Below are 23,792 nucleotides of genomic sequence, written 5' to 3'. Positions count from 1 at the left end.
ATCGGGTTTTTGAATGCGCTTCCTTCGTAAGCGACGATAATCAAGGAGAGCATTCGCGATGTCCAGACGCCTCCGCCGTTTCTGGATGCACTTTCCGTGCCTGGAGTGGTTGAGCACCGTTCCAATACTGGCGATGGCGCTCTTTCTTGCAGCCGGCGGATTGTCCTGGGCAAAGGTCGCCGGTTCCGGTGACGTGCCCGATCTGCACTTTTCGATCTTCGTCGACGAAACTGCCGAGCTTACTCTTGCGGACATTCTGGCCGACGGCGAAGCCATCCGCTTCACGCCGTCTGCCCATGACGGGATAGGTGCGCGTTACAGCCGCGACGCCGTCTGGCTGAAAGTCCTGATGACGCCCGAGCAGACGATGCCCGCATTGATGGCGCTGTCGCCAAACTTCGTCGATATGATTGATGTTTATCTTGCCGACATGGCACCGGACCTTGGCGTGAACGACTTCACCCATATCGCGCTCGGCGCGCATCGGCCGCTCTCGACCAGCGGATATTCCGGGCTGGACGAAGTGGTTCCGCTGTCGTTCATCGCAGGCCGTACGAAAGTGGCCTATATCCGAGTAGCGTCGCCGAACGTCACTTTGCTTCTCAATGTCAGACTGTACCGCCCTGAAGCCTATGTGGTGGAGGACGCCTTCGTGAGTATTGTGGGCGGCATCGTGCTGGGCAGCATGTGTCTTCTGCTGATCACCCAGTTGATCCTGTTCCAGTTCGATCGGGATCCTATTTATCCCTTGCTCGCCCTCAGTACGCTGAGCGCAGCCGCCTATCACATAGGCAGTCTGGGATATTCGCGGCTGCTTCTGTTTCCCGCCGGCGGAACCGGCAACGACATTTTCCTGGCATTCTTCTCTTCCTTCGGGCTGACGGCGGGAGCGCTGACAACCTGGCGTGTTTTCGACCTGCGTGGCCGGAGAAGCTGGATGCTCTGGACATGCGCCTTCGTTGCCGTGGCCGGCCTTGTTTGCACGATTGCCATTTTCTTTGGGCTCAATCTTCATTTCGCGCCGCTGCGAAACCTTCTGATCCAGATCTTCGTGACGATCACAGCCGGCTATAGTCTCTGGACGATCCGGCGCGGCGACTGGGCCTCCTATCTGCGCGCCGCCGCTTTCGTATCGCTGTGGATGGGGCTGACGCTCATGCTCCTTTACTATTCCAATGTGCCCGGCCTGCCAGAATGGGCATCGAAGGGCTATGCCATCGCTTGTCTGCTGGAGGCGATGCTGCTGACCCTGATGCTCAGTTGGCGTCTACGAATGGCCAATCGGCTCAATGCGGCGCTGCAGGAAGAGGCGCTCCTATCTGCCCGGAACGCTGAACAACGCGCGGTCGAAATCGCGCGCGAGCGCACCAGAGAACTGGCGGAGGCCAAGCAGACCGCCGAGGCCGCGCTCGCGGCCGAGATGGAGCAGAAGAAGAACCAGGTGCGCTTCATGGAGGTGATTTCTCACCAGTATCGCACGCCACTCGCTTCTATCCGTTCAAGCGTCGATACGATCGAGCTCAGCCTGACCGCGGACGACGAACCCAATCGCCAAAGAATAAAGCGGATCCGTCGCGGAATTGCCCGCCTCGTTGAAGTGCTGGAGATCAATCTCGGCCGAAGCCGCATTCAGGGCTCCGCGCTTGAGCCGCAGTTTTGCGCAATCCGCATTGGCCCGATGATCTCCGATATCGGCCGCCGCGCAAGAGAATTGATGCCGGGCGCGGCCTTCCAGATTGACATGCCGCCGGAAGAGCAGGACGTGGAGATCGATGTGGATAGCCACATGCTCAGTCTGGCATTGATAAATCTCCTGGAAAACGCCGTGAAATACTCGGCGCCGACTGGAGAAAAGCCGGTGACGCTCTCGGTCGCAGTTGACGGCGCGCTCGTGGCCTTTTCTGTAAAGGACGAAGGAATCGGAATTCCGGCACATGAAATCGAGTCCGTCTCCAAAGACAGGATTCGCGGCTCCAACACGGCCAAGATCGAAGGCACGGGTCTTGGTCTGTCGCTCGTGACGCGCATTGCCGCCGCCCATGGCGGGAGGCTCGAGATCGAAAGCGTCGAGGGCGTTGGCACGAGCGTTACGGTCTTGCTCCCGCGCACGCAACCCGGGTCCGTATAGCCGGCTTGTCCCTGCTCGGGGAGACGTCGCCCGCTGCATGTGGATAAGCGCGGAATGATCTTCCCGACATCGACCGTCAGTCATGTCCCCGCGAAAACGGCAGCGATCATATCCGAATTGTTACATAATGTTACTTTGAAACAGAATGTAACTCATTAAATCTACTTCATGATTCATTTCTTATTTGATAATTCCTCTGATTTATATTACATTCAACGCGTTGGATGTCGATAACGGACTTTTCTGCTGACTGGCGACAAAGCGTGGCAAGCGAAAGAATTGCATAACGCAAAGAACGCCGCCGTAGGAGTTAAAGATGCTGCCTGAGAAGCGCTGCGCTCTTGATCGCACAGAGGCGCGGATGCTGCTTTACCTTTGTATAACAGGATGGCGAAGAAAGCCGCGATGACCGCCCAGAGCGATCTTCGAAAATGCCGTCAAAGCGATTTGGATCAGAGCAAGCTGAAGGAGAATGAAATGCCAAACGAGAACATGAAATCTCCAATCGAGGCCGACGATACCGAAATCACGGAGCTGGGCGCCGAGGAACTGCAAGGCGCTGCCGGCGGATTAATGCCGCCCGGTTTTATCCTGCCCGATGGTGTGGCGAACGCTGTGGCAAATGGCGTCGAAGATGTTGGATCGGCCGTCAAGAATGTTGTCGAAGCCGGCGCCTCGGATGTCGCTAAAGGAGCGGAATGGGTTGGCAATGCGGCGTCGACGGCTGGATCGGCGGTTGAGACCGGCGTCGAGGATGTCGCCAAGGGCATCTGGGACGCCTCTGCCGACTGGTGCTGAAAGAGTTCAGCGCCTCCGAGGTAAAAACCGATGGAAGGATTTGGATTATGGCTGCCAATGAAAACAAGATCACCGGCGAAGCCAAGATGCAGGAGCTTGGTCCGGAAGAACTGCAGAACGTATCCGGCGGCAGCATCCTCGGCGATATCGCGGGCATGGCGGATTCGTTGGGGCACGATATCGGCGATCTCGTGAGCGATGTTGTAAGTGGTGAGGAGCCTGCTGCCGGAACCTTAAAGCAGACCGATGCGGCAAGCGTCCCTTTTCTTCCCAATGAAGGTCCAGGGCCGGAAATCGGGAAATGAGAGCGCGGTGACGGGGATAGGTCCGTCTGGTTGTAAATTCCAACCGATAAAAGGAATGGCTATGACAAACGAGAGCAACAAGACCGATCCGGCCAGGATCGATGAAACTCACATGGAAGAGCTCGCGTCGGATCAGCTGCAGAACGCTGCCGGCGGTAGTGTGCTCGGCGATCTAGGAAGTGCCGCAGGGGATGCTATCGACGGGGTTAAGGACGCGGCCGAATGGACCTTTAACCATCCGGGTGAAGTTATTGCCGGCGCCGCCGTAGCCTCTGGTGTCGGAACGGCCGGCTATGGCATCTACTCGGCAGTGGCGCTGGGACAAGGGACCGCCGGCTTTGTGGCGGCCGCTGCTGGTGTCGCCACAGTGGCTGGCGGAGCCGTGGCCGGTGCGGCAGAAGGTGTAGCGCATGGCGTTAAAGACGTCGCTGACGACATAGAAAATCTGTTCTGACGCTTGGTTCAACGGGGTGGTCGTGCCGACACTAGGTTTCCGAAGAGCCGGGCATGAAGACGGCGCTGCAGAAGGTCAGAGCATCTGAACGAGTGCGATTAGTTTGGAGATTGTTTCATCATGAAGAATGGAACCAAGACGATTGATACGACAAGCCGCGACGATTTGAACCTCTCGGAACTTGGCGAGGAGGATTTGCAGAGAATCGCAGGCGGAACTATCCTCGGCAATACTTGGGACGGTATCAAGGATAGAGCCGAGTTGATTGGAAAAGCTGCCGAAGCGCACCCGGTCGAGGCCGCCGCCGTCGCCGTCGGCATCTTGGGTGGTGGCGTAGAGACAGTCGGGATAGCTGCCGTGGACGTTGTGGCAGAGCCTGTTATGCATGGCGTTGAATCTGCGGCAGGGCTTGCTGTGCATGGCGTTAAAGACGTCGCTGACGACATCGAAAATCTGTTCTGACGCTTGATTTGATGGCGCGGTTATAGCGACGCGAAAATCCCCGGCAGAGCGGGACCGCCGAAGAGACACTGCGGGGGATCACAACGTTTCAATGGGCAAATTTCTAGCGGAGATCGTTTATCATGAAAAATGAAACCAAGTCGGCTGAGCCGATCGGCCAAGACGAACTGAATCTCGAAGCACTCGGTCAAGAGGAACTTCAGCCAGTCGCTGGCGGCAATTTCTTCGGCGATGCCTGGGACGACGTCAAGAGCGCGGGAGACTGGGTTGGGAACGAAGTGGAGAACCATCCGGTTGCGGCCGTGGCCCTCGCCGTCGGTGCTGTCACAGGTGTTGACGCGGTTGCCGGGGCCGTTGCCGTTGCAGGCAGCGATGCCGCCGCGATCGCGGGTGTATCAGGCGGCGATCTTGCGGTCGGAGCGGCTGCGAAGACGGCGGCTGGAGTCTTTTCCGGCGGTGCTGTCGGCGGTATCGCCGATATGTTCAAGAAAGTGATCGATGACGCCTGAAATTTAGGGCGGGATATTCAAAACTGTCTCTTGCGGCTGCGGGAGACAGTTTTCCTCGTGTTCTGATGGCGGACTTCTCACTCCTTATCGTCTGGGCGCGGATGGTGAGTGAGATTTGCGCCGCCCAAGTAAGATCGTCGCGAAATCATGTCTACATCCGATGAGCCCCGCAAGCAGGTCTATCGCGAATCCGCTCTCAAACATTTCCAGACCCCTGAAAGCACCGACAGTCTGATGCGTGTCGTCGGCCCGAGCGGTTGGGTCGTGGCGATCGCGATCGCGCTCGTCTTCTGCGGCGCGATCTACTGGAGCATTTTCGGAACGGTGACGACCTTTGTGCAAGGCAAGGGCATTCTCGGCCCGGCCTATGGCGAAACCCGCGACTTCGTTGCGACCCATTCCGGCATATTGCGCTCACTGCCGGTCCAACTCGGCGATACGATCGAAAAAGGCGAGCTTCTGGCGGCCATCGAGATCGTCTCGGTGGCCGAAGACAAACGCGAGGCGGAGCGCACGCTGCGCTCGCTGAAGACCGAGCAGGATCTTCTGGAAACCTACTGGAACAATCTGCTGCCGCAACAGCTGGCAGACCTCAAGCAGAAGGAACAGGATCTGGACCGCCAGATCGCGTGGGACGAACAGCAGCTCGAGAGCCGGAAGAAGATCCTGGAGGGCTTCGAGCAAGCCAGCAGCGATGGCGCGATCACGCCGCTGAGGCTCGAACAGGCGCGGGACTCCTTCATTCAGGCATCCGCAAATCTGGATGGGAACAAATTCGACAAGGAGCAGCTTGCGGCCAAGCGGCTTGAGCTTGAAAACCAGAAGACCACGGCGTTTCAGGCGATGAGCGACCGGTTGCTGAAGGCCCAGGAAAACCTGGCCGACCTCGAAGACACGCTCGACAGCGGCGGAAAGGTGCTCTCGGACATGGCCGGACAGGTCATTGCGGTCGACGCCAGCATCGGCTCCTTTGTCCAGCCGGGATCGCCCATCGTGACGGTCCAGCCCGTCAACACCGATATCGAAGGGGTGTTTTTCGCCAATCCCCTGCACGGCAAGAAAGTTCTGGCGGGCATGGAGGTCAATGTTTCGCCCTCGACCGTCGAGGCGTCCCGTTTCGGCACCATCCGCGGAAAAGTCGTCTGGGTCAGCGAAGATCCGCAGAGCGACACCGCCGTCGCGCGTCAGCTTGGCAACGAAACGCTGGCGAAGGCACTTGCCGGCAGTGAACCCCCGATCGCCTTCGGCGTGCAACTGGAAAAGGACGCGGCCTCGCCCTCTGGCTTGAAATGGACCTCGGGGCACGGACCGAATATGGAGGTCCGGACCGGCACTCTGGCCGATGCCGATGTCGCCGTGGAGCAGGTTCCGCCGATCGTTCTGGTGATCCCGGCGATCCGCCGCGTGCTCGGTCTCGATCAATGATCGGCGGAGCGCGGGCATGACGAAACTGTTTTCGGCGCTGAGACCGGGAAGTATCTTGCGCAGTGCAAAGACGCCGACCATCCTGCAGATGGAGGCGGTCGAATGCGGCGCTGCCTGTCTCGCGATGGTGCTGGCCCATCACGGCCGATGGGTCCCCCTTGAAAGGTTGAGGCTCGAATGCGGCGTGTCGCGAAATGGCTCGAACGCCTGGAGCCTCATCGAGGCCGCCAGGCGCTTCGGCTGTGAGGCCAAGGGGTTCAAGGTCGGACTGGAGCGACTGCGCGAGGTGACGCTGCCGGCCATCATCTTCTGGCGTTTCAATCACTTCGTCGTGCTGGAAAAGATCGACCGCAAAGGCGCCCAGATCAATGACCCGGCGCAAGGGCGCAGGCGCGTCGCCTGGTCGGAAATGGATCGGGATTTCACGGGCATCGTGGTGACCGTCAAGCCCGGGCCAGAATTCGAAACCGGCGGCGAGAAACCATCGGTGCTGCGCGAACTGAGGCAGCTCTCGCGCGGGACGGCAGGACCGTTCGCCTTCATATTGCTGGTGACGCTCCTGATGGTCATTCCCGGCATCGTGATACCGGCGCTCAGCAAGATCTATGTCGACGGCTTCCTTGTGGGCGGACAGGAGGACTGGGTCAGACCGCTGCTTGCGGCCTATGTCGTGGCCGGCGGGTTGAGCCTGCTTCTGAGTTGGCTGCAGAAGCACTACCTGATGCGGTTTTCCGCCAGGGTCAGCATCGACATGACGCGCAAGGTGCTGTGGCGCTTGCTGCACCTGCCGATGGACTTTTTCAGCCAGCGTTTTGCCGGAGATATTTCGAGCCGGCTCGGATCCGCCAGCCGGGTCGCGTCGATGATCTCCGGTCCGCTGGCGTTCAGCATCGTCGGCATGATCTCGATCGTCGTCTATGGCGCTCTGATGTTTTCCTACAGCGTGCCGCTGGCCTCGCTTGTCGTCGCCATGGCCGTCATCAACCTGATCATGGCGCGGGTCGTCTGGCTGCGGCTGGAAAACGCGCGCCATCTTCTGGCCAAGAACGGAGCGGAGCAGACCTCGGCGATCATGAGCGGCCTGTCGGCGATCGAGACGGTCAAGGCCGCCGGGCTCGAGGATGATCTGTTTTCCCGCTGGGGCGGCTTTCAGGCCCAGCTCGTCTCGCTGTCGCAGACCGTCGGGCGGCAGAACAACCTGCTCGGCCTGCTGCCGGGAACCCTCTCAGCGCTTGGGCATATCGCGATTCTCAGCCTCGGCGCGCTGTTCGTTCTGGACGGCCGGCTGACCGTGGGTGACCTCGTCGCGTTTCAGGTTCTGGTCGGCAGTTTCAACGGGCCGATTTCGGGACTCGTGGGACTGGGTTCGTCATTGCAGACGACGCAGGTCGATCTCAACCGTCTCGACGATGTCATCAATTACGGTGCCGCCGAGCCGGAAGCGGTGCCGCGGCCGCAAGCCGCCACCGCCGCGGCCAGGCTTGTCGGCAAGGTCGAGCTTCGCAATGTCACCTTCGGATACAGCCGGCTTGAAAAGCCGCTGCTCGATGATTTCTCGCTGCTTTTGCAGCCGGGCATGCGAATCGCGCTCGTCGGCGCCAGCGGCTCGGGGAAATCGACCGTCGGCAAGCTGGTTGCCGGGCTCTACCGGCCATGGCAAGGCGAGATTTTCTTCGATGACATCCCCCTGAAGCAGATCGACCGTCTGACGCTGACCTCGTCGCTCGGTGTGGTCAGCCAGGATATCAATGTCTTCAGCGGGACATTGCGGGACAATATCACGCTCTGGGATACATCGATCCCCGAACCCGCGATCAGCCACGCGGTCGCCGATGCCTGCCTCGACCAGTTGCCGCTGGTGCGCGAACAGGGGATCGATGCCGCCCTGTCGGAAGCAGGACGCAATCTCAGCGGCGGCGAACGCCAACGGCTCGAAATCGCCCGCGCCCTGGCGCGCGATCCGTCGGTGCTGATCATGGACGAGGCGACCTCGGCGCTCGACCCAGTCACCGAGCAAACCGTCGACATGAACCTGAGACGGCGCGGCTGTGCCTGCCTGATCGTCGCCCAGCGGCTCTCGACCATTCGCGACAGCGACGAGATCATCGTTCTCGATCAGGGCCGTATCGTCCAGCGCGGCACGCACGATAGATTGATAGCTGACCCGGACGGGCACTATGCCCGCCTTGTGGCCGCCCACTGAGAAGCAGACCGGATGACCGACAGCCCGCAAACAGACCTGCCACCGGCACTTCGCAAGGCCCGTGCGGCCGCCCGGATGCCGCGTGCGATCCCGCTCAACACGGTTGAGGGCATCTTCGTTGTCGAAGAGGGCGCTGCCGATGTGTTCGCGGTCGACCCCGATACGCAAATCTACGGGCCGCTGCATCATCTCATGCGCCTTGCCGGCGGCGACGCATTCACCGGGCTGGCCGATGTCGTCTGGGAGGGCGGCGCACCCGATATCATCGTTGTCCCCGCGCCCGGCTGCCGCCTCGCCGCAACCGAAGAGGGGTCGTCCGGCGCGGGCATCGACGCGTGGATCGGCCGCCTGCTGGCAGCTTGCCCATCCGCCCTGCCGCCGCGCGGCATCGCGCCGTTGCGCGCCGGGCAGCATGTCTCGATACCGGCAGGAGCCGCGGTCTGCGCCGCCGGCGCGTTGCTCTGGCTCGAGGCGGATGGTGTGCTCAAGTCTGGCGACGGGCGCAAGCTCGGGCCGGGTCTGGCGCCGCTGACCGCGGATTTCTGGGTCCAGGCGCAGGCCCCGGTCACGGCGCGGGTCCATGATAGCGCGGCACTTGCCGAGGCGGGATGGCTGCAACGCGGGCGTGCGGAGGCATTGCACGTCGCACTTTCAGGCATCGCGACGACGCTGGCCACAACTCGCCTTGATGGCGGCGACAATGTCTCGCGCCGCGACCAGGCGGCGGAGCTTCGCCTGAAGGCCGCCTCCGGCGAGGTGGCGGCGCTTCTTAATCGCAGGGCAAAACAGCCCGCGGGCACGCTCGCGCCCGATGCGCTGGCGCGCTGTGCGGCGCGCGTGGCGGCGGCGGATGGTATCCGGCTGAAAGCCCAACGGTCTCTTGTGCAAGGCGATCGCGGCGAGGCGATCGCCGCGATCGCCCGGGCCAACCATGTGCGCTCCAGGCGCGCGCGGCTGCCGGAGGAATGGTGGCGCGGCGATCACGGCGCGTTCCTGGCCTTTACCGAAAGCGGCGAACCCGCCTGCCTCATCCCCGGCCGCTTCGGTTATCGCCATATCGATTCCGAGGGCCGCGAGCGCAAGGTCGGCAGGCAGTTTGCCGAAACGCTCGCGCCGGAAGCCTATGTCTTCTATCGCCCGCTGCCGGACGGCAATGTAACGTCGCGTATGCTGCTCGGCTTCGTGTTCCGCAACAATGTCCGGGCCTTCGCCACCATCCTGATCGCGTCGGCCTGCGCGGCGCTGCTGGCGCTGCTCACGCCGCTGGTGTCCGGCCATATCTTCGATACGATCATTCCGAAAGCCGAATACGACCAGTTGCGCCAGGTCACCATTGTTCTGGTGGCGGCGGCGTTCGCCACGCTCGGCTTCGGCACGGCGCGGGCGCTGACGCAACTGCGCATGCGCGGCCGGATCGACGCGGTGGTGCAGAGCGCGGTCTGGGACCGGCTGCTGCGCCTGCCGGCCTCCTTCTTCCAACAATACGAGGTCGGCGATCTCGCGAACCGCGCATCCGGGATCAACGCCCTCAGCCGGGCGCTCAGCGGCTCGACCCTTTCTGTCCTGTTCAGCGGATTGTTCTCCACCGTCAGCCTGGCGATGATGCTCTATTATCAGCCCATGCTCGCCGGCATCGCCGTGGGCTTCGTGGTATTCGTCATTCTGATCAGTGCGGCTTTCGCCTATCTGCAACTGCTATACCAGCGCGAACAGTACGAACTGCGCGGAAAACTGTCCGCCCGAACCTTCCAGTTCGTGTCCGGCATTGCCACGCTGAAGGTCAACGGAGCGGAAAGGCTGGCATTCGCCGACTGGACCGAGCGCTTTGCCCGCGACATGCATTTCCGGCTGCGCTCCAACGTGCTTTCCTACAGCGAGGGGCTGCTGACGAGCGGGGTGCTCATCGTCTTCCATATCGTCGCGCTGGCGGTGTTCGCCTTTTATGTCGAGGACGTCTCGACCGGTACCTTCATCGCCTTCAACACGGCCTTCGGGCAGTTTTACGGCGGGCTCTCCGGCTTTGCCGGCGCGTTCGTCACGCTCATGTCGCTGAAGCCGCTCTATGAACGCACCGAGCCCATTCTGGCGGGCGCGCCGGAGGTTTCCGGCGCTAAGATCGACCCCGGCGAGTTGAGCGGCCGGATCGTCGTCGCCCATGCCAGCTTCGCCTATGAGGTGGCCGGCCGGCCGATCCTCGACGACGTGAGCATGGATATCCGTCCCGGCGAGTTCGTGGCAATCGTTGGCCCGTCGGGCAGCGGCAAGTCGACGCTGCTGCGTTTGCTGCTGGGCTTCGCGACGCCCCAGAAGGGCGGCGTTGCCTATGACGGCCATGACCTTGAAAAGCTCGATCCCGCCGCGCTGCGCCGACAGATCGGCGTGGTTCTTCAGGATGGCAAGCTCCTGACCGGCAGCATTCGCGACAACATCACGGCCAACGGGATCTACACCGAGGCCGATATCGTGCAGGCCGTCAGGGGTGCCGGTCTCGAGCGGGATATCAGGGCGATGCCGATGGGCCTGCAGACGCCGGTCGGCGAAGGCGCGGCAACCTTTTCGGGCGGGCAGAAGCAACGGCTGCTGATCGCGCGCGCCTTGGTGCGCAAGCCGCGCATCGTTCTGTTCGACGAGGCGACCAGCGCGCTCGACAACGTCACCCAGGCCGAGGTCAGCGCCGCGCTTGAACGCATGAAGGCGACGCGCATCATCATAGCGCACCGGCTTTCAACAATCCGCCATGCCGACCGCATTTATGTTCTTGAAAACGGCCGGATCGTCGAGAGCGGGAGCTATGACGAACTGCTCGCGCAGGATGGCGCTTTCACCGCGCTGGCAAATCGTCAACTGGTTTGACTAGCGCCAAGTGGATTTCTTTTGTTGTGAGCCTGAACACTGGATCGTTTGGTGTTGGTCTTTTCCGCTGTGATTTCCCGGCTGGAAGCAGGAGAGGAAGAGGTTAAGACAACGAAGATGCTTGGACGACCATAAAGCGTTTATTCTGAAGCAGGGCGATCACGGCGTGCCGTGGCCGAGATCTGCTGCAGGGTTGGAGATCACTCAGGCGGCGTATATTAACTGGAAAGAATGTGCGGTCTTGAAGGGATTTGAACCTGCGATCCCGTCGTCACGGCAACTTTCTGCTTAGAATTCAAACTGCCCCTACATGAACTTGGCCTTCGCAGGGTGACAGAAAAGGTGGAGGCACTCACCGACCGCCCGGTACAGCTGACGGGCGCGCTCGGCTATTCACCGGCCGGGTTCCATGGCATCCGCCTTTTTCGATTGCATCTAGAATCCCATCATCCTCGGCAGCCAGAGATAGATCTGGGGCACGAATGTGACGAGCAGCAGGATCATTGCCATCGCGACCAGATAGGGCATCGCCGTGGCAAAGACCCTGTGGATCGGAACATTGGCGATGCCGCCTGCGATATAGAGGCAGAGGCCTACTGGCGGGGTTACCAGTCCGAGCGCGAGCGCCAGACATGTGACGAGGCCGAAATGGACGGGGTCAATGCCGTAGCTTGCGGCGAGCGGGGCGAAGATCGGGACAAGCATGACCATGGCCGCCGCCTGCTCGATGAACAGGCCGATGACGAGGTAGATCACCAACATCAGGGCCATGAACACCACCGGACTGCTTGTGAAATCCGACAAGAAGTTGCTGATGCCGCGCGGCACGCCCTCGATCGTCAGCCACCATGTCGAGACATTCCCGAAGGCGATGATGATCATGACCACCGCCGTGACAATGATGGTCCGCATCATCGCGCGGTGAACCAGCGTCCAGCTCAGCTCACGGGTCACGAAGAAGCCAACCGCCAGCGCATAGACGATCGCGATGCAGCCGGCCTCGGTCGGCGTCGCGATGCCGCCGACAACGCCGCCGACCATGATCAGCGGCAGGATCGCCGCGATCATGAAGCGGCCCGTGATCCTGAGAACATCACCGAAGCTGTAGCGCTGGCGGGAGACCGGATAGTTCTTCTTACGAACCAGAAACGCCGTCACGACCATCATCGAGAGCCCGAGCAGGACGCCCGGCACGACGCCGGCGAGAAAGAGCGCCGCAATCGAGACATTGCCCGCGGCAAAGGCGTAGATCAGCATCGGCAGGCTCGGCGGAATGACGGGTCCAACCACGGAACTGACCGCGGTCACGGAAGCGGCAAGGTCGGCCTCGCCATATTCGTCCTTGGTGGCTTTGATCATCATCGCGCCGACAGCGCTGGTATCGGCAATCGCCGAGCCATTGATGCCGCCGAAGAACATGCTGACCAGAACATTGATCTGCAGCAGGCTGCCCTTGAAGCGGCCCACCAGAAGGCGGGAGAAATCGAGAAGCCTGCTCAAAATTCCGGAACCGCCCATCAGTTCGCCGGCCAGAATGAACAGCGGAATGGCAACCAGGGTGAACTTGTCGAGACCGGTCCACAGCCGCTGGGTGAACAGTTGCACCGGCTGATCCGTGAGCACGAACACGAAAAGGGTCGACAGGCCAAGCGCGAAGGCGATCGGAACCGCTGCGGCGATCAGAGCGATAAAAGCGATAAAATATAGGGCAAGCGCGCTCATGTCGTCACCTCGTTCGGCTGAAACCGGATTTCGGAATCCTGAAGTCTGATCCAGGTGGTGAGGTTGGTCTGGATCAGCGCGTAAAGCGCGCCGGCGGCGACCGAGTAGTAGGGGATCGCCATCGAGATGCCGAAGACGAAGGGATCGTGGGAATTGAGCCCGCTCAGCGCATTGAGCGTCCCGTAATAGGCGACTGTGGCAAACAGCACCGAGACCAGAACATTGATCCCGACAAGCAGCGCCCTGGCGCTGCGCTGCGAGAATTTGATGACCAGCATGTCGACAAGAACATGCTCCCCGCTGCGGAGAGCAAGGCCAACGCCGAGAAATGCCATCCATTGCAGGAAGTACTTGGCGAGCGCATCGGCGAAATTCAGCGGATGAAACACGACGAAGCGCGAGAATACCGAAGCGCTGATGGTCACGACGATCGCGCCGAGCAGGGCGACGCAAAGTCCGCTCACGATACCCGCAAGCCACTTGTCGACCAGACGGACCGCGTTGGAGAAGCGGGATTGAGACATGATCAGGCCCCTGTTGATGATCCGGGCCGCCAGCGCGGCCCGGACGTCATGTGGATTGATGCGAAGATCAGCGGGTGTAGCCCCAGCCGCCGTCGCCGACAGGGCCGGCCTCCTGCTTGATGAGGTCGATCTTTTCCTGCGACATGCCCTCCTTGCCGACAAATTGCGGCCAGACCTTCTCGATGGTCATGTCGCGAACCTTGGCATATTCGGCATCCGGCAGGGCGTAGATTTCGACGCCCTCGGCCTTCATTTCCTCGATGTTCTTGGTGATGTAATCGGAAACGAAATCGACATGCCACGCCTGAGCCTCGGCGGCGGCATCTTCGAGAACGTCGCGCACCTCATCCGGCAGGGCTTCATACTTGTCCCGGTTGACCACCAGCACCGAGGCATAGTTCTGGAAGTTGAGGTCCAGAATGTAGTTGATCAGATTGCCCTCGTGGAACTTGGCGGAATAGAAGCTCGCATAGGGCACGGTGAGGCCATCGACCATGCCGAGACGGACGGCCTCCGGCGTTTCCGGCCAGTCGACCGTGACGCCGGCAGCGCCCCAGGATTCATGCGAGGCGATCTCCAGCGGCGAGCGCGAGGCGCGGAATTTCATGCCGGCGAGATCATCGGCGGTCTCGATTTTCGTCTTCGACGTGCCGACCTCGCGGGGGCCGCCGATTTCAAAGGTCGCAAACCATTCCAGATTGACCGGTTCGAGTTCCGCGTTGACCTCTTCCTGAACGGCGTCGCTCCCCATGGCGTTGAGAAGCTGGTCGCGCGATTCGAACAGGAACGGGAAATGGAAGACCTCGAATGCCGGGGTGATCGATGCCAGATTGGCGAAGGAATCCGCGGCAAAGTCGATATGGCCGTTCTTCACCGCCTCGAACGTCTCGACGCCCGAGCCAAGCTGGCCGCCATGGAACACTTCGATGGTGATCTTGCCGTCCGATTTCTCGTTCGCGAGTTCGGCGAACTTGTCGATGCCGAAGGCCGTGACATCACTCGGCGACAGCACATTGGCAAGGCGGAACGTATAGTCTTCCGTGATCTCCGCATGGGCTGGCGCAATGCCGGCCATCAGCAGGGCCGACAAGGCCAGAAGGCCGGACGGATGCGCGATTTTCTTTGTTATGTTCCTCATGATTTCCTCCCAGGTTGGAACGTCTATGTCAACAAGTCTGTCGGTGCGTCGGGCCCTTCCTCCGGGTCCCGTCGCGGTTTCAGATTGCGTCGGGTTCTTGCCCGCCGCGTCAGGCGTCTTCGTCTTCCCAGAACGCCGGTTCGCCGGCATTCTTCATGATTTCCAGCACCTTCTCGCGCGGAATAACCCCGCAACGCGCGGCCCATTCGTCATACATGGCAGCCATGTCGCGCACCCGATCGGGGTGCTGGTCGGCGAGATCATTGAGCTCGGTGCGGTCTGCGTCCATGTCGTAGAGCTCCCACTCCGCCGGGTAGTTGCGCACCAGCTTCCATTTGCCGTCGCGCACTGCCGCATTGCCTTCATGCTCGAAGAACAGCGGCTTGCGGGTGGCCGTCGGATCGGTGAACGAAGGAACGAGGCTCGCCCCCTCGCAGGGTGGAACCGCCGTGCCGTTGCGCGTCTCGGGATAAGTCGCGCCGGTGATTTCCATGATCGTCGCCATCAGGTCCGGAAGCTGGCCGGGCGTGTGGCGGATGCCGCCCTTGTCGGCGATGCCTTCCGGCCAGTGAACGATCAGCGGGGTCGCGATCCCGCCTTCATGGGTCCAGTGCTTGTAGTAGCGGAACGGCGCGTTGGAGAGATTGGCCCAGGCCGTGCCGTAACTCTGATAGGTATCCTCCGGGCCGGGCATGATCGAGGTGTCGTTGCCGATCCGCACATCGCGGCCGTCGCGGGTCTTGTACTGGGCGATCATCAACTGCTCGACGAGCTGCTTCGGATCGACGTTCTCGGGAATATCCTCGGCGCAGCCGCCATTGTCGGACAGGAAGATCACGACCGTGTTGTCGGCCTGGCCGGTTTCTTCCAGCGCCTTCAGCAACCGCCCGATGCCCTGGTCCATCCTGTCGATCTGGGCGGCGTAGACCTCCATGCAGCGGATCAGCCATTCGCGGTCTTCCGCTTCCTCAAAGGGCGGCTGGGTCTCGTCGCGCGGGCTCAGCTTCCATGAGGCATCAAGGATGCCGGCCTTGACGAGACGGTCGAGCCGCTGCTTTCGCAACGTGTCCCAGCCGGCATCGAAACGACCCTTGTATTTGGCGATATCCTCCGGATGCGCGTGCAGCGGCCAGTGCGGCGCGGTGTAGGCGACATACATGAAGAACGGCTGGTCGGAATGCTCGTCCTGATGCTCATGGACATAGCGCGCGGCCTGATCGCTGATCGCATCGGTGTAGAAGAATTCGGGATCTTCCACCGCCTCGTGCTCGATATTCTCGTTGCCGCGCGTCAGCGTGTTGGGATGATAGAAGCTGCCTGCCCCGATGATCGTGCCGTAGAACTTGTCGAAGCCGCGCTCAATCGGCCAGGCGCCGTTGGGCTTCTTCAGATCCGAGGCGATGTGCCACTTTCCGCTCATGTAGGAGCGATAATTGCTGCCCTTCAGCGCTTCCGGAATGGTGACGCAATCCTCGCTCAGATTGCCGGCATAGCCTTCCGGACCCATGTCATAGGTCAGGACGCCAATCCCGGTCTGGTGCGGATGCAGGCCGGTCATCAGCGAGGCGCGCGACGGGCTGCAGCGGGCGGTGTTGTAAAACTGGGAATAGCGCAGGCCGTTCTGCGCGAGCCGGTCAAGGTTGGGAGTCTCGACCTCGCCGCCATAGCAGCCGATATCGGAGTACCCCATATCGTCGTTGAGAATGATGATGACGTTCGGCTTGCTCATCGCGTGACATTACCTGTGCTGTTGAAACTGACCCGGACGGCTCAGAAGCCTCTCCGGCTCAAATTGATGGTCAACTGGAAGAAATCCGGGCGGTAGACGGCCCTCAGCAGCTCGAGCACCCGACCTTCGGGGCCATAGGTGGTCCGCTGCATTTCGATCAGGGCGGACGCCTGTTCGAGCTCCAGCGCCGCCTCGTCCTCGGGCGAGGATATACGGGCGCTGATGGTCTGGACGGCGTCCTTGATCTCGAGACCGAGCTCTTCCTCAAACACCTGATACATCTTGATGGTAATCAGCTCGCGCTTGCTGAGCTCGATGCCGATATCCGGCGGATAGAAGGCGTGCTCGATCGCAATCGGCGTATCGTCGGCGTAGCGGATGCGCTTCAGTTCGTAGACTGCTCGCTCCTGCAGCAGCTCGCGCACTTCATCATCATGCTGATGGGTCATGCCGTTCTGCAGGATCGCGGCGCCGGGGCGATAGCCGGCCTCCGCCATGATCTCCTGGAACCCCATCAGCCGACCGACCCATCGCTCGGCGTAGTTGGGCCGCAGAAACGTGCCGCGCTTGGGGCTGCGGTCGAACATGCCGTCCTCGACCAGCGGGGCAAGCGCGTTGCGCACCGTGACCCGGCTGACGCCGAACCGCTCGACCAGTGCCGCCTCCGTCATCAACCGCCCGTTTTCATCAACGATCTCGCCGCTGATCGCCTGCTGGCGGATCAACTCGCGCACCTGAACGTGCAGGGGCATATCATCCGAAAATTGCGGCACCGTGGTCATGTGAACTCCTCCGTGGCCATTTGTAGCTACATTTTGACCAATGTCAATATTTGTATTCTATTTTGTATTATACGAAATTGAAGTACGTCAAAAGCCATGCCTCCCGACAGGCTTGATGCGTCCGAAACACGGGCGTTTTCTCAAAGAGGGCAGAACCGAATGAATGAAGGGGTTGCAGTTCCAACCACCCGCTGCATCCCTGTTCGGCTCCAGCCAGGTGAGCGGACGATTGGAACGCGCCAAACAAATTGATGAATGGGGTTGATCTTGCCGAGAGCATTTCTCGGGCTCACGGAGCGGCACCGTCCGAAGAGGCCAGGTTCGCGCAGGACTGTCGCGAGAGCGTTGACGCTGCTTCATGACTGAAGAGTAACCTTTGACGATCGCGCGTGAAAGCTGCGGACGTGCGCACCACCGGGCATGCGCGATGATCAGGTTCACGGGCCAGACACATACCGGGCGAGGCCGCGCAAGCGGTCGAGGCACCGCATTCATCTCTCGCAGGAGCAGACCAATAGAGCGAACCAGGCACTGAACAAGAAGGTGCGGCCAGTTTGGCAGATTGTTCGGCAGGGCCGACCCTATTTGCCCTGAACGGCGGCGAGGACCTGGAGAACTATTTCAACCTCGGACCAGCCTTCACCGCGAGCGGCTACACTTCTTCACGACGAACCTTTCATTCCTGCTTCCCTATTTCCTCAGCGCTGACTGCGAAACAGGCAGGGCCGAATGGAGAGATGACGACTTTTCGCAATTAAATGAAATATTTTTTTCAATATTTGGAACGATGAATTGAGAAAAGAACGTTCTTTTCCAATAGCCTGAATGAAGGCATCAATTGCGGTTTTGGAACTCTTGGAAACAAAAACGCGGCAAAAATTCGACTCTGCACACGCGGTGCGCACAATGCCGAAACTTCATGCAGTCGCGCTATTTGCAAAAAAAGTTTCACCTGTACTCTATTCTCATCCAAAGCATTGATGAGACATACCATGACCGCCCTCAGTCCCGCCCCTTCCGCCTTCCGCGCCGATCTTCGGTTCGAGCGACTTCTGGATGGTTTCGAGCCGTCCTTCGCGTTCGAGCCGGTCGGCCCGCTGCCGGAAAGCGAGTTTGTCGACCGGCTGCGCCGCATCCGGCGGGAAGCGACCGTGGCCGGGTATGACGTGATCCTCATCCATGCGGATTCGATTGGCTCCTACAAGGTGTCGAACTCCTATCTGCGCTATGTCTGCGACTGGGCGCGCGAGGGCGTTCTGGTGGTTCCGACGGATGATGACAAGCCGCTGACGCTGTTTTCGATCTTCAGCAGCTCGGTCCTGCTGCCGCCGGCGGGCGAGCCGGTTCTGGTCGAGGATATCTGGCAGGTCGGCACCTGGGGCCGCGAGACTTACAACCGCCCCGGCAAAACCGTCGACAAGGTGGTGCAGGCGGTCGGTGATTTCCTTCAACGCGAGGGGTTCTCCGTTGCCCAGATCGGCCTCGTCGGCGACGCCACCTCGAAGCCTTACTGGGACGGGCTGAAGGCACATCTGCCCAAAAGCGCCTTTGCCGACGGCTCCGCGATCATCGACCGGATGCAGAAAATCCGCTCGCCGCGCGAGCAGGCCGTGGTGCGCGCCGCTGCCCAACTCGCCGATATCGGCATCCAGGCCGCCTATCACGTGATCCGGCCCGGCGTCACCGATCATGAAATCTATGCCGCCTTCACCTATGCCCAGATGGCGCGCGGCGGTGAGACCGGCGACGGCTACCAGATCGGCATCAATCGCTTCGGCACCCATTGCGGCAAGCCCTACGGCCATGTCGTGCGCAACGGCGACCTGATCAACCTCTATATCTCGGCCGTGATCTATCAGGGCTACACCGCCCAGATCGCCCGCATGATCGCCGTCGGCGATATCACCGACAAGCAGGAGGAAGTCCTCGAAATGTGCGTCGAGGGCGTGGAGAAGGCCGCCGCGCTGGTGCGGCCCGGCGCGCTTGTCTCCGACGTCGCCAATGCCTCCTTCGAGCCCTACATCGAACGCGGCTACCTCACATCCGCCGACAGCCGGACCATGCCCTATAACTGGGTTTCCGAAGACGACGGCAAGCCGCGGCTGGTGCCGCGCAAGCACGTGCCCGACGAAGACTGGGAGCGTCAGGGCCGGAAACTGATGCATGTCTATCCGGCGACGCTCGGGCCGCACAATCCCAATGTCGGCCATTCGGTTTCGATGCAGAAATTCCAGAACTACAACATCCAATCCAACAATCACGACCTTCTGGAAGAAGGCATGACCTTCGTGCTCCATGCACAGTGGCTGGAGCCGGAAGTCGCCGGCTGCAATGTCGGCGACTGCTACCTTGTGACGGCGGACGGGGCCGAGAACCTCAGCTGCCACACACCGCTTGCGCCCCACCGCGTGAAAGCGGACTGACCCCCTTCTCAAGACCCAAAACAAAAAGCAAACTTCAGCAGGAGAACAAACATGATTGACAGAATTCGCAGACGAGGCCTGCTCGCCTCCGCCCTTTTCATCGGCCTTGCCGCCACGCTCGGCAATCCCGCAACGAGCCTGGCCCAATCGGGCGACAAGACCACGGTGGTGATCGCCAATTCGCAGTGGCTTGATGCGCTGCGCGGCCAGAATCTCTGGGCCGCAATCAAGAAATACGAAGAGGTCAACCCGGATGTGACGCTGGAGCAGGAGGCCATCCCCTCGGCCGAATTCGCCGACAAGCTGACCACCGAAATGGGCGCCGGCCAGGGCCCCGATATCGCGATCATGCAGGAAGGCCTGTTCTACACCATGGCCGATGCAGGCTTTCTCGTCGATGTCGGCAGTGCGGTCGAAGGCGTAGATCTCAACAGCACCAATGAAAACGGCGTGATTGATGACGTGCGCTACGGCATCGCCTGGCAGCGCGCCGTCTATGCCCTCATCTTCAACACGGAGGTCACCGAGGCGGAGGGCGTCGCGATCCCGGCCACCGTGCAGGAACTGATCGCCTCCGCCAAGCAATCTATGGAAAAGAACCCGGGCGTGATCGGCTTCACCGCCCGTCACCAGATCAACGATTTCACCGGCTGGTTCATGGATTTCCAGAATTGGGCCTATGGCTACGGCGTCAACTGGGTTGACGGAGACGGTAACCTCACCATCAACACGCCGGAAGCGGTGGCGGCGGTCGAAGCCTTCAAGGAAACCTATGACTCGGGCATCATCCCGATCGGCGACAGCATGCCCACGCAGCGCACCCGCTTCAAGGAAAAGCAGGTCGCCTTCTCGATCGACAATTCCGGCGGCACGCTCAACATTGCCTCGGGCGGCGCGCTGCCAAGCGCCGATATCGGCGCGGCCGCCTTGCCGTTTGCCCATCCCGGCGCCCATCAGCAGATCTTCCTCGGCGTGAGCTCGCACAGCGATCATCAGGACGAAGCCATCGCCTTCCTGACATGGCTCGTCAGCCCCGAGGGTCAGCAGTCGCTGCGCGGTGCCTCCGGCCCCGATACGCTGGCGACCGATGTGCCGGTGACGGAAGAATTTGCTGCCGCCAACCCTTGGGCGCCGACCTTCGCCAAGCTCGCCGAAACCTCGCGCAGCACGCTGATCCCAGGTTATGAGGTCGAAACGCCGCAGATCATGCGCTTCGTCATGCAGGCCGTGGAAAAGGCCATTCTGACGGATACCTCCGCAGAAGACGCGCTGGCCGAGGCCCAGACGCAGGTCGACCGGCAGTTCTAGAGCAATTCCAGGTGAAGTGGACACCGGTTCACCGTCCGGAATTGCGTTAAAACAAAGAGATAGAGCCTTTTCGCGTTTCCGTGAAACGCGGAATTGCTCTGAGCGAAAGGGCGGAAGAGTGATGATGAAGGGTCATAAACGCAGCATAAGCCTGCCGCGGCTCGCCGCTTATGGTTTCATTCTCCCGCCCATGCTCTATCTGGTGGTGTTCATGTTCTGGCCGCTGGGGCGGCAGATGTATATGAGCCTCACCAATACGCGGATCATCAATCCCAACCACGGACGGTTTATCGGCCTTGGCAATTACGAGCGGCTGTTTTCGGACCCGTCCTTCTTCCAGTCCGTCCGCGTCACGCTCGTCTATGCCGCGCTTGCGGTCATCTTCGGCGTATCGCTCGGCGTCATCTCGGCGCTGGCGATCGACCGCCCGTTCCGGGGCCGGGCGATCGTGCGCAGCATTCTTCTGTTCGGCTGGGCCGTGCCGAATGTCGCCGCCTCGCTGATCTGGCTGTGGATGTACAATGACCGCTCCGGCGTGCTGAACCGGATCACCGAGGCGCTCGGGCTTGGCCGCTATGCCTGGCTGACGAGCACAGACCTGGCGCTTGCGGCCGTGGTTGTGGTGACCGTCTGGCAGGTCGCGCCCTTTGTCATGCTGGTCGTTCTCGCAGCCCTCCAGTCCGTTCCGGGCGAAGTGCGCGAGGCGGCCGCCATTGACGGAGCCGATGGCCTCAGCACCTTCCGCATGGTGACGCTGCCGCATATCCGGCCGGCGATCCAGCTCGCTTCGCTTCTGGTCTGCGTCTGGTCGATCCGCCGCTTCGATATCATTTACCTGCTCACCGGCGGCGGGCCCGTCGGTTCCACCAGCACGCTTGTGGTGAAGATCCGCCAGGTTGCATTCGAGAACCACGAACTCGGACTTGCCAGCGCCTACGGCGCGGTCGGGCTGGTTCTGGCCCTTGCCATCGCCGGACTTCATTTCCTGTTCGAACAACGCCGCATGAAGTGGATGTCGCGCTGATGACCAAGAAACACCTGACCCTCAAGCTGCTGCGCTATCTGCTGATCGGCGTGCTCCTCGTCTGCGCGGGCTTTCCGGTCTATTGGATGGCGGCCACCGCGCTTTCCGCCAATTCCGAGCTTTACGGTTCCGGACAGTCCTTCTTTCCGCAACTGAAGCATTTTCCCGCGCTGCTACATGATCTCGGCGAGGTGCCGATCGGGCTCTGGCTGTTCAACACGCTGCTTGTTGCCGCCGGCGGCACGGTCTTGAGCCTCGTGCTCGGATCGCTGGCGGGCTACGCGCTCAGTCGCTTCCGCTTTCACGGCAAGGGTCTGGTGGGGTTCTTCCTGTTCGTCACCCAGGTGGTGCCGGAAGCGCTGATCCTGGTACCGCTTTATGCGATGTTCATCACCTTCGGCCTGCTCAACAGCCTTGCGGGACTGGTGCTCGCCAATGTGGGCTTCTCGCTGCCGGTCGCCTGTTTCGTGCTCAAGGGCGCGATGGACGCGGTGCCCTACGAGATCGAGGAATCCGCGATCATCGACAACTGCCCGCGTTTCTCGATCCTGACGATGATCATCCTGCCCCTGATCATGCCGAGCATCGCCGCGGCCGCCGTCGTCGCCTTCTTCGCCGGATGGAACGAGTTCCTGTTTGCCTCGACCTTCCTGATGGACCGCGACAAATGGACGGCGAGCGTCGGGCTTGCGTCCTTCGTCGGCCAGTATGAAACCCCGATGTCGGCGGTGATGGGCGCTGCCCTCGTATTCAGCATTCCGGCTATCGTCTTCTTCCTCCTCATCCAGCGCAAGATCGTTGCCGGCCTGACGGCCGGCGCGGTTAAAGGATAACGCCATGCCCGCCTTGAGCTTCAGGAACGTCTCCAAGTCGTTCGGCGACAACACCGTCATCAAGACCTTCGATGCCGATATCCATGATGGCGAGTTTCTCGTCCTTTTGGGTCCCTCCGGCTGCGGCAAGTCCACGCTTTTGCGGATGATCGCCGGCCTCAGCGACATCACCTCCGGCGAATTGCTGTTCGATGGCGAAATCGCCAATGACTGGCAGCCGCGCCGGCGCGGCGTCGCCTTCGTGTTCCAGACTTACGCGCTCTATCCGCATGCCACGGTCCGCGAGAACATCGCCTTTCCGCTGATCATGGATGCGTTCCGCCCGTGGTACCATCTGCCGGTCGTCAACATGATCGCCCGCGCACGGCTGATGAAGCGCGCCGACATTGCCGAACGCACGCTGCGCATTGCCCGCCAGCTCGAACTCGAGCCGCTGCTCGACCGCAGGCCCGCAAGCCTCTCCGGCGGCCAGCGCCAGCGCGTGGCGCTTGCCCGCGCGCTGGTGCGCAACCCGTCGCTCTATTTGCTCGACGAGCCGCTTTCGAACCTCGACGCTAAGCTGCGTACCCAGATGCGCTCGGAAATCTCGGCGCTGCACCACAAGGTCGGAAAGACGTTCGTCTATGTGACGCATGACCAGGTGGAAGCCATGACCATGGCGACTCGCATCATCATCATGAACAAGGGCATCGTCCAGCAGGTCGGCACACCCGACGAGATCTACGACCAGCCGGCCAACACCTTCGTCGCCCAGTTCGTCGGTTCACCGCCGATGAACCTCATCCCGGCAACGATCCGGGAGGGCGAGTTGCAGCTGTCCGGCAGCCTCGCCGTCAACCATCCGGGTCCCTTGCCGAAGCGCCGCGAAGTGACCTTCGGCATCCGTCCGGAAAAGCTTTCGATTCATGCCTCCGGCGAGGGCCGGCTCCCCGCCCGCGTCTCGGTGGTCGAGCGTCTCGGCGCCGAAACCGTGATCGGCTGCCGGCTGATGACCGGCGAGGAAGACCACGACCGGCTGCTGGAAACCGACCTCGTTTTCGTGCGGGTCTCCGGCCATCTCAAAATGGCGATCGGGGAGACCTGCTCGCTCGATTATCGGAGCGAGGACGCCCTGCTCTTCGACATCGAAGACGGCCGGCGTCTCGCCTGACCGGGCATTTTTCCGACAAAGA

At 61.2% G+C, this 23,792-nt stretch carries 19 protein-coding genes; 14 read left to right on the top strand and 5 right to left on the bottom strand.

Annotated features, from left to right (window positions below; translation table 11 throughout):
• Positions 1-58 precede the first annotated feature (58 nt).
• From V6765_RS00555 to V6765_RS00515, 9 genes are all read left to right on the top strand, one after another.
• The gene (locus V6765_RS00555; protein WP_448425574.1) at positions 59-2,128 is read left to right on the top strand and encodes a sensor histidine kinase; all 2,070 of its coding nucleotides are present in this window, start codon (positions 59-61) and stop codon (positions 2,126-2,128) included.
• Positions 2,129-2,533: 405 nt separating this feature from the next.
• Positions 2,534-2,926 carry a hypothetical protein gene (locus V6765_RS00550; RefSeq protein WP_448425572.1) on the top strand — a complete coding sequence of 131 codons (393 nt, stop codon included), beginning with the start codon at positions 2,534-2,536 and terminating at the stop codon, positions 2,924-2,926.
• Between the two features lie 47 nt (positions 2,927-2,973).
• Positions 2,974-3,231: a hypothetical protein gene (locus tag V6765_RS00545; RefSeq protein ID WP_448425570.1), complete on the top strand. Its 258-nt coding sequence runs from the start codon at positions 2,974-2,976 to the stop codon at positions 3,229-3,231.
• A gap of 61 nt (positions 3,232-3,292) precedes the next feature.
• The gene (locus V6765_RS00540; RefSeq protein ID WP_448425568.1) at positions 3,293-3,685 is read left to right on the top strand and encodes a hypothetical protein; all 393 of its coding nucleotides are present in this window, start codon (positions 3,293-3,295) and stop codon (positions 3,683-3,685) included.
• 120 nt (positions 3,686-3,805) lie between these two features.
• Positions 3,806-4,147, top strand: coding sequence for a hypothetical protein (locus V6765_RS00535; protein ID WP_448425566.1), 342 nt, complete (start codon positions 3,806-3,808; stop codon positions 4,145-4,147).
• 122 nt (positions 4,148-4,269) lie between these two features.
• The gene (locus V6765_RS00530; protein WP_448425564.1) at positions 4,270-4,656 is read left to right on the top strand and encodes a hypothetical protein; all 387 of its coding nucleotides are present in this window, start codon (positions 4,270-4,272) and stop codon (positions 4,654-4,656) included.
• Between the two features lie 147 nt (positions 4,657-4,803).
• Positions 4,804-6,081, top strand: coding sequence for an NHLP bacteriocin system secretion protein (locus tag V6765_RS00525; protein WP_448425562.1), 1,278 nt, complete (start codon positions 4,804-4,806; stop codon positions 6,079-6,081).
• Between the two features lie 55 nt (positions 6,082-6,136).
• Positions 6,137-8,284, top strand: a complete 2,148-nt coding sequence (locus V6765_RS00520) for an NHLP family bacteriocin export ABC transporter peptidase/permease/ATPase subunit (protein WP_448425560.1) — start codon at positions 6,137-6,139, stop codon at positions 8,282-8,284.
• Between the two features lie 12 nt (positions 8,285-8,296).
• Positions 8,297-11,137: an NHLP bacteriocin export ABC transporter permease/ATPase subunit gene (locus V6765_RS00515; RefSeq protein WP_448425558.1), complete on the top strand. Its 2,841-nt coding sequence runs from the start codon at positions 8,297-8,299 to the stop codon at positions 11,135-11,137.
• 435 nt (positions 11,138-11,572) lie between these two features.
• Here V6765_RS00515 and V6765_RS00510 read toward each other — a convergent pair whose 3' ends face one another.
• From V6765_RS00510 to V6765_RS00490, 5 genes are all read right to left on the bottom strand, one after another.
• Positions 11,573-12,859, bottom strand: coding sequence for a TRAP transporter large permease (locus tag V6765_RS00510; RefSeq protein WP_448425556.1), 1,287 nt, complete (start codon positions 12,857-12,859; stop codon positions 11,573-11,575).
• Complete coding sequence (locus V6765_RS00505; RefSeq protein WP_448425554.1) at positions 12,856-13,383, bottom strand: TRAP transporter small permease; 528 nt, start codon at positions 13,381-13,383, stop codon at positions 12,856-12,858. The genes V6765_RS00510 and V6765_RS00505 overlap by 4 nt, the downstream gene beginning before the upstream one ends.
• Positions 13,384-13,450: 67 nt before the next feature.
• Positions 13,451-14,521: a TRAP transporter substrate-binding protein gene (locus V6765_RS00500; protein ID WP_448425552.1), complete on the bottom strand. Its 1,071-nt coding sequence runs from the start codon at positions 14,519-14,521 to the stop codon at positions 13,451-13,453.
• Between the two features lie 109 nt (positions 14,522-14,630).
• The gene (locus V6765_RS00495; RefSeq protein WP_448425550.1) at positions 14,631-16,250 is read right to left on the bottom strand and encodes an arylsulfatase; all 1,620 of its coding nucleotides are present in this window, start codon (positions 16,248-16,250) and stop codon (positions 14,631-14,633) included.
• 41 nt (positions 16,251-16,291) lie between these two features.
• Complete coding sequence (locus tag V6765_RS00490; protein WP_448425547.1) at positions 16,292-17,032, bottom strand: GntR family transcriptional regulator; 741 nt, start codon at positions 17,030-17,032, stop codon at positions 16,292-16,294.
• Positions 17,033-18,024: 992 nt separating this feature from the next.
• Between V6765_RS00490 and V6765_RS00485 the strand changes: the two genes are divergently transcribed.
• The 5 genes from V6765_RS00485 to V6765_RS00465 all read left to right on the top strand — a co-directional run bounded on the left by V6765_RS00485 (position 18,025) and on the right by V6765_RS00465 (position 23,770).
• Positions 18,025-19,455: a M24 family metallopeptidase gene (locus V6765_RS00485; RefSeq protein WP_448425545.1), complete on the top strand. Its 1,431-nt coding sequence runs from the start codon at positions 18,025-18,027 to the stop codon at positions 19,453-19,455.
• Positions 19,456-19,506: 51 nt separating this feature from the next.
• A complete protein-coding gene (locus tag V6765_RS00480) occupies positions 19,507-20,763 on the top strand; it encodes an ABC transporter substrate-binding protein (protein ID WP_448425543.1) in 1,257 nt (418 codons plus the stop codon).
• A gap of 124 nt (positions 20,764-20,887) precedes the next feature.
• Positions 20,888-21,787: a carbohydrate ABC transporter permease gene (locus tag V6765_RS00475; RefSeq protein ID WP_448425540.1), complete on the top strand. Its 900-nt coding sequence runs from the start codon at positions 20,888-20,890 to the stop codon at positions 21,785-21,787.
• Positions 21,787-22,620 carry a carbohydrate ABC transporter permease gene (locus V6765_RS00470; RefSeq protein WP_138750054.1) on the top strand — a complete coding sequence of 278 codons (834 nt, stop codon included), beginning with the start codon at positions 21,787-21,789 and terminating at the stop codon, positions 22,618-22,620. Before V6765_RS00475 ends, V6765_RS00470 begins: the two co-directional genes overlap by 1 nt.
• Before the next feature lie 4 nt (positions 22,621-22,624).
• Positions 22,625-23,770, top strand: a complete 1,146-nt coding sequence (locus tag V6765_RS00465; RefSeq protein WP_448425538.1) for an ABC transporter ATP-binding protein — start codon at positions 22,625-22,627, stop codon at positions 23,768-23,770.
• The last annotated feature ends 22 nt before the right edge of the window (positions 23,771-23,792 follow it).

This window comes from Martelella sp. FOR1707 (assembly GCF_053484265.1).
Note: the sequence above shows the minus strand (reverse complement) of the source record. Positions and strands in the feature narration are given on the sequence as shown.

What these genes read in the sequence shown, in the direction of transcription:
- V6765_RS00555 (WP_448425574.1), top strand. Translation starts at nt 59, where the DNA reads ATGTCCAGACGCCTCCGCCGTTTCTGGATGCACTTTCCGTGCCTGGAG.
- V6765_RS00550 (WP_448425572.1), top strand. Translation starts at nt 2,534, where the DNA reads ATGACCGCCCAGAGCGATCTTCGAAAATGCCGTCAAAGCGATTTGGAT.
- V6765_RS00545 (WP_448425570.1), top strand. Translation starts at nt 2,974, where the DNA reads ATGGCTGCCAATGAAAACAAGATCACCGGCGAAGCCAAGATGCAGGAG.
- V6765_RS00540 (WP_448425568.1), top strand. Translation starts at nt 3,293, where the DNA reads ATGACAAACGAGAGCAACAAGACCGATCCGGCCAGGATCGATGAAACT.
- V6765_RS00535 (WP_448425566.1), top strand. Translation starts at nt 3,806, where the DNA reads ATGAAGAATGGAACCAAGACGATTGATACGACAAGCCGCGACGATTTG.
- V6765_RS00530 (WP_448425564.1), top strand. Translation starts at nt 4,270, where the DNA reads ATGAAAAATGAAACCAAGTCGGCTGAGCCGATCGGCCAAGACGAACTG.
- V6765_RS00525 (WP_448425562.1), top strand. Translation starts at nt 4,804, where the DNA reads ATGTCTACATCCGATGAGCCCCGCAAGCAGGTCTATCGCGAATCCGCT.
- V6765_RS00515 (WP_448425558.1), top strand. Translation starts at nt 8,297, where the DNA reads ATGACCGACAGCCCGCAAACAGACCTGCCACCGGCACTTCGCAAGGCC.
- V6765_RS00510 (WP_448425556.1), bottom strand. Translation starts at nt 12,859, where the DNA reads ATGAGCGCGCTTGCCCTATATTTTATCGCTTTTATCGCTCTGATCGCC.
- V6765_RS00505 (WP_448425554.1), bottom strand. Translation starts at nt 13,383, where the DNA reads ATGTCTCAATCCCGCTTCTCCAACGCGGTCCGTCTGGTCGACAAGTGG.
- V6765_RS00500 (WP_448425552.1), bottom strand. Translation starts at nt 14,521, where the DNA reads ATGAGGAACATAACAAAGAAAATCGCGCATCCGTCCGGCCTTCTGGCC.
- V6765_RS00495 (WP_448425550.1), bottom strand. Translation starts at nt 16,250, where the DNA reads ATGAGCAAGCCGAACGTCATCATCATTCTCAACGACGATATGGGGTAC.
- V6765_RS00490 (WP_448425547.1), bottom strand. Translation starts at nt 17,032, where the DNA reads ATGACCACGGTGCCGCAATTTTCGGATGATATGCCCCTGCACGTTCAG.
- V6765_RS00485 (WP_448425545.1), top strand. Translation starts at nt 18,025, where the DNA reads ATGACCGCCCTCAGTCCCGCCCCTTCCGCCTTCCGCGCCGATCTTCGG.
- V6765_RS00480 (WP_448425543.1), top strand. Translation starts at nt 19,507, where the DNA reads ATGATTGACAGAATTCGCAGACGAGGCCTGCTCGCCTCCGCCCTTTTC.
- V6765_RS00475 (WP_448425540.1), top strand. Translation starts at nt 20,888, where the DNA reads ATGAAGGGTCATAAACGCAGCATAAGCCTGCCGCGGCTCGCCGCTTAT.
- V6765_RS00470 (WP_138750054.1), top strand. Translation starts at nt 21,787, where the DNA reads ATGACCAAGAAACACCTGACCCTCAAGCTGCTGCGCTATCTGCTGATC.
- V6765_RS00465 (WP_448425538.1), top strand. Translation starts at nt 22,625, where the DNA reads ATGCCCGCCTTGAGCTTCAGGAACGTCTCCAAGTCGTTCGGCGACAAC.